Annotated in this window: 11 protein-coding genes; 6 read left to right on the forward strand and 5 right to left on the reverse strand. The window is 72.4% G+C overall.

Annotated elements, in window-relative coordinates; all coding sequences use genetic code 11:
* Positions 1-1,109, reverse strand: a 1,109-nt coding sequence (locus CCN56_RS21960) for an acyl-CoA dehydrogenase (RefSeq protein WP_143664595.1), incomplete at its 3' end; no start/stop codon positions are given.
* Between the two features lie 127 nt (positions 1,110-1,236).
* On the opposite strand from CCN56_RS21960, the gene CCN56_RS21965 reads away from it, so the two are divergent.
* From CCN56_RS21965 to CCN56_RS21980, 4 genes are all read left to right on the forward strand, one after another.
* Positions 1,237-1,668 carry an Hsp20/alpha crystallin family protein gene (locus CCN56_RS21965; protein ID WP_086829277.1) on the forward strand — a complete coding sequence of 144 codons (432 nt, stop codon included), beginning with the start codon at positions 1,237-1,239 and terminating at the stop codon, positions 1,666-1,668.
* Between the two features lie 103 nt (positions 1,669-1,771).
* Positions 1,772-2,167 carry a DUF2267 domain-containing protein gene (locus CCN56_RS21970; protein WP_086829285.1) on the forward strand — a complete coding sequence of 132 codons (396 nt, stop codon included), beginning with the start codon at positions 1,772-1,774 and terminating at the stop codon, positions 2,165-2,167.
* A 59-nt stretch (positions 2,168-2,226) separates the two neighbouring features.
* Entirely contained in the window at positions 2,227-2,670 is a 444-nt protein-coding gene (locus CCN56_RS21975; RefSeq protein ID WP_086829279.1) for a DUF2267 domain-containing protein, read from the forward strand.
* Between the two features lie 289 nt (positions 2,671-2,959).
* Positions 2,960-4,759 (forward strand): SpoIIE family protein phosphatase, encoded by a 1,800-nt coding sequence (locus tag CCN56_RS21980; protein ID WP_086829280.1) that lies wholly within the window; start codon positions 2,960-2,962, stop codon positions 4,757-4,759.
* Between the two features lie 257 nt (positions 4,760-5,016).
* Here CCN56_RS21980 and CCN56_RS21985 read toward each other — a convergent pair whose 3' ends face one another.
* Positions 5,017-5,322: a YkvA family protein gene (locus CCN56_RS21985; protein ID WP_086829281.1), complete on the reverse strand. Its 306-nt coding sequence runs from the start codon at positions 5,320-5,322 to the stop codon at positions 5,017-5,019.
* Positions 5,323-5,836: 514 nt separating this feature from the next.
* On the opposite strand from CCN56_RS21985, the gene CCN56_RS21990 reads away from it, so the two are divergent.
* On the forward strand, positions 5,837-8,233 hold the full coding sequence (locus tag CCN56_RS21990; RefSeq protein WP_179199940.1) for a SpoIIE family protein phosphatase: 2,397 nt from the start codon (positions 5,837-5,839) through the stop codon (positions 8,231-8,233).
* A gap of 131 nt (positions 8,234-8,364) precedes the next feature.
* Here CCN56_RS21990 and CCN56_RS21995 read toward each other — a convergent pair whose 3' ends face one another.
* From CCN56_RS21995 to CCN56_RS45895, 3 genes are all read right to left on the reverse strand, one after another.
* Entirely contained in the window at positions 8,365-9,456 is a 1,092-nt protein-coding gene (locus CCN56_RS21995) for a PP2C family protein-serine/threonine phosphatase (protein WP_086829283.1), read from the reverse strand.
* 252 nt (positions 9,457-9,708) lie between these two features.
* The gene (locus tag CCN56_RS22000; protein WP_086829287.1) at positions 9,709-10,128 is read right to left on the reverse strand and encodes a DUF4440 domain-containing protein; all 420 of its coding nucleotides are present in this window, start codon (positions 10,126-10,128) and stop codon (positions 9,709-9,711) included.
* Entirely contained in the window at positions 10,125-10,412 is a 288-nt protein-coding gene (locus CCN56_RS45895) for a hypothetical protein (RefSeq protein ID WP_179199941.1), read from the reverse strand. Before CCN56_RS45895 ends, CCN56_RS22000 begins: the two co-directional genes overlap by 4 nt.
* Before the next feature lie 296 nt (positions 10,413-10,708).
* Here CCN56_RS45895 and CCN56_RS22010 point away from each other — a divergent pair.
* Positions 10,709-14,029, forward strand: a 3,321-nt coding sequence (locus CCN56_RS22010; protein WP_086829289.1) for a Pls/PosA family non-ribosomal peptide synthetase, incomplete at its 3' end; no start/stop codon positions are given.

Below are 14,029 nucleotides of genomic sequence, written 5' to 3' on the forward strand. Positions count from 1 at the left end.
CCCGCGAGCACCGGCAGCTGGGGCAGCAGGGCGGAGAGGCAGGCGGCGCGGGCGATGTGGCCGAAGCCGACCGGTTTGACGTCCCGGACGGTCTTCTGGAACACCGCGTGCTCGCCGTCGCGGCGGTAGAACTCCGAGCCCATGACGAGGGAGAGCTGTTCGATCGCGTCCAGGAGCAGCCCGGACACGAGGTACTTCACGGCGGGGGCGTGGACGCTGCCGGACTCGGGGTGCAGGTGCAGGGAGCGGGCGGCGGTCCGGGTGAGGGCCTCGCAGACGAGGAGGTCGGTGAAGGCGTTGGCGAGGGCGGTGCGGACCATGGGGATGGCGAGGGCCCCGCGTCCGTAGAGGCGGCGGCGGCGTACGTGGTGGAGGGTGACGCGCAGCGCGGTGTCGAGCATGGCGGTGCTCATGGCGGGGAGCGCGATGCGGGTCAGCTGGAAGGCGCGGGCGACGGTCTCCAGGCCGGTGCCGGGGGCGCCGAGCAGGTCGTCGGCGGGGACCGGCAGTTCGTCGACGGTGACGCCGCCGAGCCGGACGCCGCGCATGCCGACGGAGCGGAAGCGGGGCAGGAAGCGGACCCGTTCCGGGTCGAACCGGGAGACCGGCAGGAGGAGCTGGGAGCAGGCGCGGGGGCCGCCGTTCGGGTCCGTGCGGGCGAGCAGGACGACGGCGTCGGCACGGTCGAGGTTGGAGATCGACTCCTTGCGGCCGGTGAGCAGGAGCCGGTCGCCGGCGGGGGTGGCGCTGAAGTCGACGGAGCCGATGTCGTTGCCGTGGGCGAGTTCGTGGAAGGCGCAGGAGACCTTGCGGCCGCCGAGGAGCAGGTCGGCGGTGGCGCGCTGCTGTACGGGGCTGCCGGTGGTCCAGACGTTGACGGCGCCGAGCAGGGAGCTGGAGCAGTGGCCGAGGCCGAGGGAGGGGTCGCGGCGGTAGACGGAGCGCATCAGGTCGACGAGGTGGTCGACGCGGTCGAGGCGGCCGCCGAGGCGGGCGGGGACGAACTCGGCCAGGATGCCGTACTCGTCGAGGGCGGCCGCGGCGGCAAGGTACGACACCGGGCCGTGGGCGTCGGCGCGGGACGGAGACGGCTGGTCGGCCGGGGTCACGGACACCTCCCTGGGATTGTCATCGACCTGACGACATCGTGTTTGTCATCCATTGGATGACATGTTACAACGGTGTCAGTGAGGCGCATTGGCAGTAACTGCCTGAACCTGTGGAGGTGTTTTCACGATGTTGATGCGCACTGACCCCTTCCGTGAGCTGGACCGGCTGACGCAGCAGCTGATGGGCCCGGGGACCTGGTCGAGGCCGTCGGCGATGCCGATGGACGCCTACCGCGAGGGCGACGAGTACGTGGTGGCCTTCGACCTTCCCGGTGTCACCGCGGACGCGATCGACATCGACGTGGAGCGGAACATGCTGACGGTCAAGGCCGAGCGCCGACCGGTGGCGAAGTCCGACGACGTACAGATGGAACTGTCCGAGCGGCCGCTGGGCGCCTTCTCCCGCCAGATCGTGCTCGCCGACACCCTCGACACCGAGCGCATCAAGGCCGACTACGACGCCGGCGTGCTCACCCTGCGCATCCCGATCGCCGAGCGCGCCAAGCCCCGCAAGATCTCCGTCGGCGTCGGGACCGGCCGCAAGGAGATCTCCGGCTGACACCGGCCGGACAGGTGCGGAGGACGGGCACTCGATCTCCCCCTCCATCCCGCCCTCCGCACCCCGTGGGCAGTTCGAAGAACAAGAAGGGGTGGCGGCCGAGATGACTCTGCGACGCGAAGCCTTCCTCGACCACGTCAAGGAACGCGGCAAGTACGGCACGGTAGGGGAAGCCGAACGCGCGGCCCGCGTGGTGCTCGCCCTGCTCGGCGCACACCTGGTCGGCGAAGTCCGCGCCCAGCTCGCGGCACGCCTGCCGGAGGACTTCGCCCTGATCCTGCTCAACCCGCTGCAGAGCGCCGAACCGCTGTCACCGGAGCGGTTCGTGCGGGCGACCGCGGCCTGGATCGAGGGCGCCACCGAGCAGACCGCGACCTGGGACGTCGGCGCCGTGCTGTCCACGGTCGCGGACACCGCCGGCGACGACCTCCTCAAAGAGATCCTGCTTCAGCTCCCCGCCGGTTACGACCTCCTCTTCGGCCGCCCCCAGCCCACCTGACCACCGGTGCCGCACACCGGCACCATCCAACCCCGGCTTGACGAAAGGCATGCACCGCAGTGATCACCGACGTGCGCGCACCGCTTGAGCACCAGCAGCCATACGGGACGGCGTATGAGCAGATGCTGGAGAAGGTCCGCTACGAAGGCGCCTACCCCACCCGCGAGAAAGCCGACGAAGCCGTCCGCCTGGTCCTTTCGGGCCTGGGACGCGCGCTGACCGGCGACGAGCGTGTCGACCTGGCCGCCTGCCTGCCCCTGGAGGCCGCACGTGTCCTGACCGCGCAGATCCCCGACATGCAGCCGCTGACCGGCTGGGCCTTCGTCAAGGACCTCGCCGCCCGCTCCGGTGCCTCCCTCGCGACCACTCGCTGGGACACCGGTTCCGTCTTCGCCGCCGTCGTGGCCTGTGCCGGCCCCGACCTGATCACCCGCATCCTGCACCAGCTCCCCACCGGCTACGCCCTGCTGTTCGGCCGCGCCGAACTCACCCCCGCCGCGTAAGGGGGCACCCGGCACCCGGGGCGGCAACAGGGCCCGGCCGAGATCCCCTCCGGCCGGGCCCGTGAGGCGGAAGTCCCCGATCCGCCGCGATCGAGGACCTCCGCCCTGTCGCTCACTGCGCCCAACGGGTGCATAGCTGTGCGTGACGATCGCCGCAGGCGTTGATCCAGTCGCATGCCACGTGACCAGAGGAAGGGCAGTCAGGCGGGCCCGGAGCCAGCCGACAGGCCGGAAAAGGGTGCATGCTGGGCACGAATAGCGATCGAGTTCCTGCCTGGAGGTCGAAAGAGTGAACAGCGGCGAGGGGAGACGACGCGTGCCCGGCCGCGCCTCGGCAGGCAAGGGCGCTGCGGCGCACGGCCCGGCCGGTGCCCGCAGGCGGCGCGCCCGGAGCGGCGGCGAGGTCCCCCTCGACCGGCTCACCACACGCGATCGGCTCGCCTGGTTGAACTCGGCCGGTTCCAGGATCGGCACCACCCTCGACCTGGAACGCACGGCGCAGGAACTGGCCGAGTTCACCGTGCCGCGCTTCGCCGACGGCGCCGCCGTCGACATCCTGGAGAGCGTCCTGCGGGGCGAGGAGGGCGCACGGTGGACGGGTACGGGCACCCCGCTCATGCGGGCCACCGCGCTGTCCGCCGTCGAGGAGCTGTCCTCCCTCGAGCCGACCCCGGTGGGCGAGACCACCGCTCGCGCCGAAGAGGCGCACGAGACGCTGCTCCACCGCTACTGCCTGCGACAGGGCAAGCCGGTGCTGGTGAGCCGCATGAGGAGGGACGACTTCCTCAAGGTCGCGCCGACGGAGAGCGCCGCGGCGAAGATGCGGGCCGCCGGAGTGCACAGCTACCTCGCCGTACCGCTGATCGCCCGCGGGCTGCTGCTCGGCAGCGCGGACTTCGTCCGCGGCCCCGGAACACCGCCGTTCTCCTCCACCGACCTCGCACTGGCGGAACAGCTGGCCTCCCAGGCCGCCGTCTACATCGACAACGCCCGGCTGTACGGACGCGAGCGTGAGCACGTCGTCTCGTTGCAACGTGCCTTGCTGCCGCGCGTGACCCCGGTGACGCCCGGGCTGCGCGTACAGGCGGAGTACGCGCCCTCGACGGCCCACCACGGCGTGGGCGGGGACTGGTACGACGTCATGGCCCTGCCCGGCGGACGTACGGCCCTCATGGTGGGCGACGTCATGGGCCACGGGTTGCCCGCAGCCGCCACCATGGGGCGGCTGCGGGCGGTGGCCCGCACCCTGATGACCCTGGACATGGCCCCGGAGCGCGTTCTCGCCCGGCTCGACCTCGCCACCCGTGACCTGGAGGACGAGCAGGTCGCCACGTTCCTCTGCGCCGTGTTCGACCCGGCCGACTCCACGTACACGCTGGCCAGCGCCGGGCACCTGCCGCCGCTGCTCATCGACGGACAGGGTTCCGCCGAGTTCGTGGACGTACCGGTCGGCGCGCCGCTCGGTGCGGGAGTGATCCCGTACGACCCGATCCGTCTGGAAGTGCCGAGGGGCGGCAACCTGGTCATGTACACGGACGGTTTCGTCAAGTCCCGCCACGCGGACATCGACCGCCAGCTGGACTGTCTGCGCTCTGCGGCGCGCGGCCTGGCCCCCGAGGTCCTCGAAGGCGGCGGCCTGACCGGGTGCGCCCCCGCCGACGCCGCCCGCTTCGACGAGGCCGTGCTCCTCGTCGCGACGGCCCTCTCGGAAGACCCGGCCGATGTGCGCGAGTGGCAGTTGCCGCAAGAGGGGCGAGCGGCGTCTGTGGCCCGGAGCCTGGTCACGGACCAGCTCGCCGCATGGGATCTGACGGAGCTCGGCGACGTCTTCGAACTCGTCGTCTCCGAACTCGTCGGCAACGCCCTGCGCTACGGCAACGGCCCGGGCAGACTCCGGCTGCTGCGTGGCGACCGCCTCGTCGTGGAGGTCTCGGACACGGGCCCCGACCTGCCCCAGATCCAGCACGCGGATCTCAGCGACGAGGGCGGCCGAGGCCTCCAGCTCATCAACATGCTGTGCCGCCGATGGGGCTCCTGCCGCACCGTGAACGGCAAGGTGGTCTGGGCGGAACAGAACCTTCCCTCCTGAGGACGGACACCGGCGCCGGCGCGACGAGAGCGAGGACGCCGCTCGTCGGCCACCGGATGGAGCCGCACCGGATGGAGCCGCACGGGATGGAGCCGCACCGGATGGAGCCGCACGGGATGGAGCCGCACCGGATGGAGCCGCATCGGATGGAGCCGCATCGGGTGGAGCCGCGCCGGGTGGAGCACCGCACGGTCCGGCGCAGACCTCCACCGGAATCCGCCCTCACCGGGGCGGCCGCAGCCTCGCCGGACCGCTGCTCAGTCCTTCGAACCCTCGGGCAGCCCGTCGGGTCCCGCCCTGTTGCCGGCGGCGGCCGCGTGCAACGCCCGCAGGGCGATCAGGAGCACGCCGATGTCGTCCAAGTAGACCGGGTCCGGGATCAGGTCGATCGGTGAGACCGCGTAGACCACCGAAGCCCAGAACAGGGCCTTGGACTGCAACGGGACACCGGCGTCCAGCAGCAACCTCCGAGTCCGGAGGACGCGGATGAGCAGAACGGCCGCGTATCCCGCCACCACGAGCACGAGAACGACGGCCACGATGAGCCAGAGGGAGCTGTCCACGCTGCTCTCCTGCCCGGGAACGTCCAGGCCGCGCCGGTCGGCCGCGGCGATTACAAGGCTACGACGCCGGCCCCGCTGTCCGGCCTCACCGGCCGTTCGCGTCGCCGGCCCCTCTCCCCTCCGTGGGGACCGGACACACGCGGTTGCGTACGGCGGCCGGCGGGCCGGGTCCGGACCGACGGCACCGGTCTCGCGCGACGACGCGCAGGTCTGCCTCCCCGAGTACCCGTAGGAGGACGGCAAGGCGGTACCGCCCCGGTGCGCCCGGTTCCACGACGGTCGGTTCCCGACGCCCCCGACCTGCACCTGGACGGATCATCGGGCTACTTCGCGACCTGGCAGAAGGGCGAAGTCCCGCCCTCGGCGCGAGAGCGTTCGCAACGCCGTCACGCCCCGTGCACGGGAACCCAGGAGCGAAAGCACTGCGGGCCGCGCCCCGCCCGCGCTGTGTGGTGGCCGCCCGGACCGGACCGGGCGCACTGCGGTCGCGACCGCTCGGAAGGATGATAGGACCATGGAAGGGCTACCTTTCACTCCTCCCGCCGGGGCGGACGAAGGCGGGCACCTCGGTCCGCCCCCGGCCGCTTTCGCCCTGCTCGCCGCGGACGGAGTGCTCGTCGGGTGGAGCCGTGAGGCCGAGGCCCTCCTGGGATATCCCGCTTCGCAGGTACTGGGACGCCGGGCGGCGGACCTGCTCGTCGCCCCGCACGCCGATCGCGGCAGATCGGAAGAGCAGCGGCCGGATCAGCTGCTGCGGCTCGGTGGGGCACGCAGCGCCGTCGTGGACGTGCGTCACCGTAGCGGACACACCGTGCGTGTGGCGGTGACTCTGCGTCCCCTGACCCCCGCTTCCGACGGGGACTCCACCGGCCGGGTCCCCTCCGCCGTCCTCATGGCGACCGAGCTGGAGGGGCTCCGCTGGTGGGAGACCCGACAGGCGATGCTGCAGGGGCTCGTCACCCAGTCGCCGGTGGCACTGACCATCTACGGTCCCGGCGCGCGCCTCTTGTGGGCCAACGCATCCAGTGCCCGGGAGCTCGGCGGCGACCTCACGGCATCGCTGGGCCGCTCCATGACCGAACTCTTTCCCGGCGATGTCCTCACCACCCAGCATCTGGCGCCGCCCGAGGACTTCGTCCGACAGATCCTCGAGACCGGTGAGCCGGTCATCGACGTGCATTTCCGAGGGCGCGCCCCGGCCGACCCGCGGCGTGAGCGCGTCTGGTCCTCGTCCTATTTCCGCCTCCTCGACGGCCGGGGAGAGCCGGTGGGCGTGTGCGAACAGTCCATCGACGTCACCGACCACTACCGTGCGCAGCAGCGCCTCGCGCTCCTCGCGGAGGCCGGTGCACGGATCGGGGCGACGCTCGACCCGTCCGGAACGGCAGCGGAGCTCGCCGGGATCGCCGTGCCGCAGTACGCCGACGCCGTGCTGGTCGACGTGGCGGCAGAGGTGCTCGAGGGAGAGGAACCGAAGCCCCTCACGGCATGGGACCTGGTACGCGTGGCCGATTCCGACGGAGAACCCTCCCGGGTGGGCGAACGGGTCGCGTACGCCGCCGGATCTTCGCAGGCCGAGAGCCTGGCCGGGGGCCGCGCGACCGCGGACGCCGTGGTCGCGCCGACGCGACTGTACGTCCCTCTGATCGTGCGGGGGACGCCATTGGGCCTTGTCACCTTCGTGCGGGGTGAGGACTCGGAACCCTTCGACGACGGCGATCGGGCGGTGGCGGAGGAGCTGGCGTCGCGGACCGCTGTGTGCATCGACAACGCCCGGCGGTACCGCCGGGAGCGCACCGCCGCGTTCATGCTCCAGCGCAGTCTGCTGCCACGATCGCTGCCCGAGCTGAGCGCGGTCGAGGCGGCGAGCCGCTACCTGCCCGCCGACAGCCACCTCGGCGCAGGCGGCGACTGGTTCGACGTCATTCCGCTGTCCGGCGCACGGGTCGGACTCGTCGTGGGGGACGTCGTCGGCCACGGGCTGGGAGCCGCTGCCACCATGGGGCGCTTGCGCGCGATGGTGCGCACCCTGGCCGAGCTGGACCTCGCGCCCGACGAACTCCTGGCCCGGCTGAACGATCAAGTCGGCAAGGACGCGTCGGACCAGAACGTGAAAGGCTCGGAGGGCAGTGGCGCCGTCGGAGCGACGTGCGTCTACGGGATCTACGATCCGGCTTCCCGGACGAGCACCTGGTCGGCGGCGGGACATCTGCCGCCGGCTGTGGTGCAGCCGCACGGCCCCGTCAGCTTCCTTCGTCTGCCACCGGGGCCTCCGCTGGGTGTGGGACGCCTTCCGTACGAGGCCGCGGAAGTGGCGCTCGCCGCGGGAAGCCTGGTCGTCCTGTTCACCGACGGCCTCGTGGAGGCACGGGGGCAGGGCATCGACGTGGGCCTGGGCCGCTTGGCGGCTGTACTCGGGGAGCAGCGGGGGTCGTCGTCGGAGCTGCTGTGCGCCCAGATCGTCGCGGATCTGGTGTCCGACCATGTGCGGGACGACGCGACGCTCCTCGTCGTGCGTACCCGAGCGCTGGACGCACGCCAGGTGGCGGCCTGGGAGCTGCCCTCGGACCCCGCGCTCGTCGCACGCGCACGTTCGATGGCCACGGAACAGCTCGGGCGGTGGGGACTGGACGATCTGGCCTTCACCACGGAACTGGTGGTCAGCGAACTGGTCACCAACGCGATCCGTCACGCCTCCGGCCCGATCGGGCTGCGCCTGATCCGGGACCGTTCTCTCATCTGTGAGGTCTCCGACTCGCAGCACACCTCACCGCACGCCCGTTACGCCGGCAACGACGAGGAGGGCGGACGCGGACTGTTCATGGTCGCCCAGCTCACCGAGCACTGGGGTACGCGCTACATGCCGACAGGCAAGACGATCTGGGCGGAACAGGCCTTGCCCGTGCCCTGACGGCCACGCGCCGCCCGCCGTGGGTGGAGGGGTTCGAGGCATGCCAGGCCGTCGCCCCCGGAAGGCGGCGAAGGCCCGGTCGGTGGGAGTCCCCGGGGCTCGTGGGGCGACACCTCGCCCACGGGCATGGCTCATGACGTGTGCAGGCGCACGGCCAAGGCGGCGATGTCGTCATCGAGGCTGCCTCTGCTGTGACGGAGGAGGTCGCGGTGCAGGGCCGTGAGCAGATCACGGGGAGGGGTGAGGGGCTGTCGGCGCATCCATGCTGTCAACGGGAAGAACTCACCGTCTCGGGCGCGGGTTTCGGCGATCCCGTCCGTATAGAGGAGGAGGAGCTCGCCGGGAGCGAAGTCGAAGGCGTCCGCGCGGTACTGGTCGCCGATCAGTTCCGCGAGGCTGAGCAGGGGCGACGGGACGGACGGTTCGAGGACGCGTACGTTCTTCAGGCTGTGGACCAAGGGCGGGGGGTGTCCGCAGTTGACGATCGTGATGCGGCTGCCTTGATACGGGATCTCGACGAGCAGCGCGGTGGCGAAGCGTTCCATCGGCGCCTCGGGTGGATGGGCGGCGTTGTGCCGGGCACAGCTGGCATCGAGCCTGCGGGCGATGTCGGCCATGGAGGCCTCGCCGTGGGCCGCCTCCCGGAAGGCGTTGACGATCGCCGCGGCCGCTCCCACCGCCGGCAGGCCTTTGCCCCGCACGTCGCCGATGAGCAGCCGTACCCCGTACGGAGTGTCGACCACCTCGTAGAAGTCCCCGCCGATGCGGGCCTCTGCGGCGGCCGCCAGGTACAGCGATTCGATCTCGACGTTCCGGAAACGGTGCGGCAGGGGCCGCAGCACCACCTGCTGGGCCGCGTCGGCGACGAGCCGTACCTGAAAGAGCGTGCGCTCCCGTTGAAGCCGGACGTGGCTTCCGTATGCGGCGGCCACGGTGACCGCGATGATCCCCCCGCCCGTCCACCACGTCCCGAGATCGGGGAAGACGAGGCTGAGACCGATCATCAGAAGGAGGCAGACGGTCCCGAGGAGGACGGTAGGGAGGACCGGCCACATGGAGGCGGCGAGGGCCGGCGCCGCGGGCAGGAGGCGGCTGAAGGCCATCTCCGGCGGGGTGGCGTAGGCCAGGCCGGCGATCACGACGGTCAGAATCACCGGCGACAGCCGCACGAGCCTGCCGTAGCCGTGGCTCCGAGGGAGCCCCGGCCGTCCGGACTCGATCATGAATCCCAGAGTATCCGCGAGGGGCCCGCTCAGCGATGTGACGAGCGGGCCCCATGGGCGACAGGGCACGCCTGCCGGCTTGCGAGGGCGCGACCGCGTGATGCGTCACCGACTCGTGGGAACGGAAGGTCTCGGACGGTGTCATCGGGTGCCAGGCGCGTCCTTTCTGCCGCGTCGGGCTCGCGGACGCCCAGCGGATCAGGCCGGGCGGGCCGGACCCGACGGGAAGGCGGACAGGCACCAGGACAAACCCTACGACCGGGCCGTGCCGTCCGGCGCCGGCGTGGCCTGGTGGTAGTAGAGCCGGAACTCCCCGGCGGCATCACGGCGCCAGATCGACGAACGGCGGGCGTGCCGGTCCTCGATGCGGGTCTCGTAGGTGAGGTGGACGATCCCGGGGGCGAGGACCGTGCCCTCGAAGTGCTCTGCGGTGATGGGGGTGCTGTTCTCGGCCCCTCCGTGGAGCGTGGGCAGGGCGGCGACCATCTCCGCGTGCGTCCACCGCCGGCCGGAGGCGCCGACCTCGATGAAACCGGGGTCGAAGAGGGCTTCGGCGAGGGGGCCGGAGAGGCGGACGGAGGGGGCGTGGAGGCGTCGCTCCCGGACGATCGCCTCGGTGACGTCCGGATGCTGGGGGAGCGCCTCGGGCGCGTGCCGGTTGTTCTGGATCATGGCGGACATGATGCCCGGTCGCGGTCGGCGGGCCCTCGGCGGCCGGGCGGCCCCGTCGCAGACCCGACGCGGTCATCGCGGACAAAGGCGTACTCGTCCCGGGCGGTCCGCCGGTCCCTGCGGCGCGGGGGCATCCGGTCGCCGAACCAGGACCGCCCGACGAACAGCGCGCCTGCGATCAGCGGGATGATCGGCCAGAGGCCGCGCGGCAGTACCAGCAGTACCAGCAGGACGCCGACGAAGACCACGTACAGCAGACCGATGGGGAGCATCGTCGTCGCCATGCGCGTCGCGAGCCCCCGGCCGGGGTAAGCCTTCCTCCCCCTCATGCCCGTGTGCCACCCCGGCTGCCGGAACGGATGCGCGGTGCTCCAAGGTGAAGGCCGCCGGGCCTTGGCCGGAACCCCACGGAGAGCCACCGCACTACCGGATTTCCTCGGCAACGCGCAAGGGATCCGACGAGGAAATCCCGGTCGGCGCACTAGACTGACGGGCTGTTTGGCGGCCGGATCGGAACAACCTGGGCAGACCCGGGCTCCACCGGCGACCCGGACGTTCCGGGAGCGAGACGCGAGGGCCGATGTCAGCCACATCTGAGCGCGGTGAACTCACTCTGCTCGACGACGGGGGGATGGACGAGGAGTCCGGCAAAGCGGCCCGGTTCTCCGCCGGGCCCGCCGCCCCGCCCCGTACGCTCGTCGACATCCTCGATGCGACCGTTCTGGCGCACCCCGACGAACTCGCCCTCGACGACGGCTCCGCCCAGCTGACCTACCGTGCGCTGGCAGCCGAGGTCGAGCGGCTGCGGCGCACCCTCGCCGCGGCCGGGGTCGGGCTCGGCGACCGGGTCGGCGTACGCGTGCCCTCCGGGACCAACGACCTGTACGTGGCCGTCCTCGCCGTGCTCGCCGCAGGCGCCGCCTACGTGCCGGTCGACGCCGAGGACCCCGACGAGCGGGCCGAGCTGGTCTTCGGCGAAGCCGGGGTGCGCGCGGTGCTCGGCGCCGGACGGTCCGTCGAGATCACCGGGGACCCCGCGCCCGGCCACGCCCCCGCGGCCCGCCCCGGGCCCGAGCACGACGCGTGGATCATCTTCACCTCCGGCTCCACCGGCCTGCCCAAGGGCGTCGCCGTCGGCCACCGCAGCGCCGCCGCCTTCGTGGACGCCGAGGCCGCGCTCTTCCTCACCGAGGAACCGATCGGCCCCGGCGACCGGGTCATGGCCGGACTGTCGGTCGCCTTCGACGCCTCCTGCGAGGAGATGTGGCTGGCCTGGCGCCACGGCGCCTGCCTCGTCCCCGTCCCGCGCTCCCAGGTGCGCAGCGGTGCCGACCTCGGTCCCTGGCTGGTGGAACAGGAGATCACGGTGGTCTCCACCGTGCCGACCCTGGCCGCGCTCTGGGACCCCGCGGACCTGGGCGAGGTCCGGTTGCTGATCTTCGGCGGGGAGGCCTGCCCGCCCGAACTCACCCAGCGCCTGGTGACCGAGGGCCGCGAGGTCTGGAACACGTACGGCCCCACCGAGGCCACCGTCGTCGCCTGCGCCTCGCTCCTGACCGGTGAGGAACCGATCCGCATCGGGCTCCCGCTGAACGGATGGGAACTGGCCGTCGTCGACGAGTCCGGCGAGCCGGTGCCCATGGGCGGCAGCGGCCAGCTCGTGATCGGCGGCGTCGGCCTGGCCCGCTACCTCGACCCCGCGAAGGACGCCGAGAAGTACGCCCCGCTCGCCTCCCTCGGCTGGCAGCGCGCCTACCGCAGCGGCGACCTCGTCCGCGCGGAGCCGGAGGGCCTCGTCTTCCTCGGCCGCGGCGACGAGCAGATCAAGCTCGGCGGCCGCCGCATCGAACTGGGCGAGGTGGACGCCGCACTCCAGGCCCTGCCCGGCGTCGCCGGAGCGGCCGCCGCAGTCCGCACCGCGCGCAGCGGCAACCAGCTCCTCGTCGGCTACCTCGTCACCCAGGAGGGATGGGACCATCCCGCGGCGGTCGAGCGGCTGCGCGCCGAACTGCCCGCGGCCCTCGTGCCGCTCCTCGCACCGGTCGACGAGCTGCCGACCCGCACCTCCGGGAAGGTGGACCGCGACGCGCTGCCCTGGCCCCTGCCCGAACTGGAATCCACCGGCCCCGTCGAGCAGCTCTACGGCACCGAGGCCTGGCTCGCCGAGCAGTGGAGCGAGACCCTGGGCGTGGCCGTCACCGGTGCCGCCGACGACTTCTTCGCGATCGGCGGCGGCAGCCTCGCCGCCGCCCAGCTCACCACCCGGCTGCGCACCCGCTACCCGAGCGCGGCCGTGGTCGACGTCTACCAGCAACCCACCCTGCGCGAGCTCGCCCGCCACCTGGAGCAGTCCGTACACGACGGCGGCGCGGCCCGGACCGTCGCTCCCGTCCCGCTCCGGTCCCAGGTGACGCAGTCGCTGCTCCTGCTCCCGCTGTTCACCCTGGTCGGACTGCGCTGGACGGTGGTGCTCCTCGCCCTGGGCAACGTCCTGCACAGGTTCGGGGCCTACCCCTGGGCGCCCACCGCCTCGTGGTGGCTCGTCGCCGCCGGCGCCGCCCTGTTCCACAGCCCGCCGGGCCGGCTGGCCCTCGCGGCCGGCGGCGCACGCGTCCTGCTGCGCGGGGTCGAGCCGGGACGCTACCCGCGCGGCGGAAGCGTGCACCTGCGGCTGTGGACGGCCGAACGACTGGCCGACCTCGTCGGCGCGACCTCCCTCACCGGCTCCTGGCTGGAGGGCTACGCACGGGCCCTCGGTGCCAGGATCGGTCCGGAGGTCGACCTGCACTCCCTGCCTCCCGTGACCGGCATGCTCAAGCTCGGACGCGGCTGCGCCGTGGAGTCCGAGGTGGACCTCTCCGGGTACTGGCTGGACGGCGACCGGCTGGAGATCGGCCCGGTCAAGGTCGGAGCGGGCGCGGTCGTCGGCACCCGCAGCGTGCTCTTCCCGGGCGCGCGGGTCGGCAAGCGGGCCGAGGTGGCCCCCGGTTCCGCCGTGACCGGACAGATCCCGACCGGTCAGCGCTGGGCCGGAGTACCCGCCGTCAAGCTCGGCAAGGCCAAGCGGAACTGGCCCAAGGAACGCCCGCCGCGCGCCGTCCACTGGCGCGCCGCGTACGGAGCGAGCGGCTTCTGCCTCACCCTCCTGCCCGTGCTCGCCGCCCTGCCGGCGCTGCTCGTCGTCAGCCTGTTCGTACCCGCCGACGCCGGGCTCGCCGAGGCCCTGCGCGGCGCGCTGACGGCCGTGGTGCCGGGAGCGCTCGCCTTCGGGTTCGCGTACGCGCTGCTCCTGCTCGTCCCGGTGCGTCTGCTCAGCCTCGGGCTGCGGACCGGGACCCACCCGACGCACAGCCGGGTCGGCTGGCAGGCCTGGACCGTCACGCAGTTGATGGACCTCTCCCGGGAGACCCTGTTCCCGCTGTACGCCGGGCTGGTCACCCCCGTGTGGCTACGGCTGCTCGGCATGAAGGTCGGCCGGGGCGCCGAGGTGTCCACGGTTCTCGCGCTCCCGAGCCTGACGACCGTGGGCGACGGCGCGTTCCTCGCCGACGACACCCTGACCGCTCCTTGTGAACTGGGCGGAGGGTGGGTCCGCATCGGACACTCCGAGATCGGGCGCCGGGCGTTCCTCGGCAACTCCGGAATGACCGCGCCGGGCCGCAGCGTGCCCGACGACGGCCTTGTCGGCGTCCTGTCGGCCACTCCGAAGAAGGCCAAGAAGGGCAGCTCCTACCTGGGCCTGCCGCCGGTCAAGCTGCCGCGGTCCGCGGCAGCCGCGGACCGGAGCCGTACCTACGACCCGCCCGCGCACCTGCTGTGGGCCCGGGGCCTGGTGGAACTGTGCCGGCTCGTCCCGGTGTTCTGCTCGGCCGCGCTCTCTGTCCTGACCGCGGCCGCGCTG

The organism is Streptomyces sp. NRRL B-24572 (assembly GCF_002156145.1).
GTDB classification, from domain to species: domain Bacteria; phylum Actinomycetota; class Actinomycetes; order Streptomycetales; family Streptomycetaceae; genus Streptomyces; species Streptomyces vietnamensis.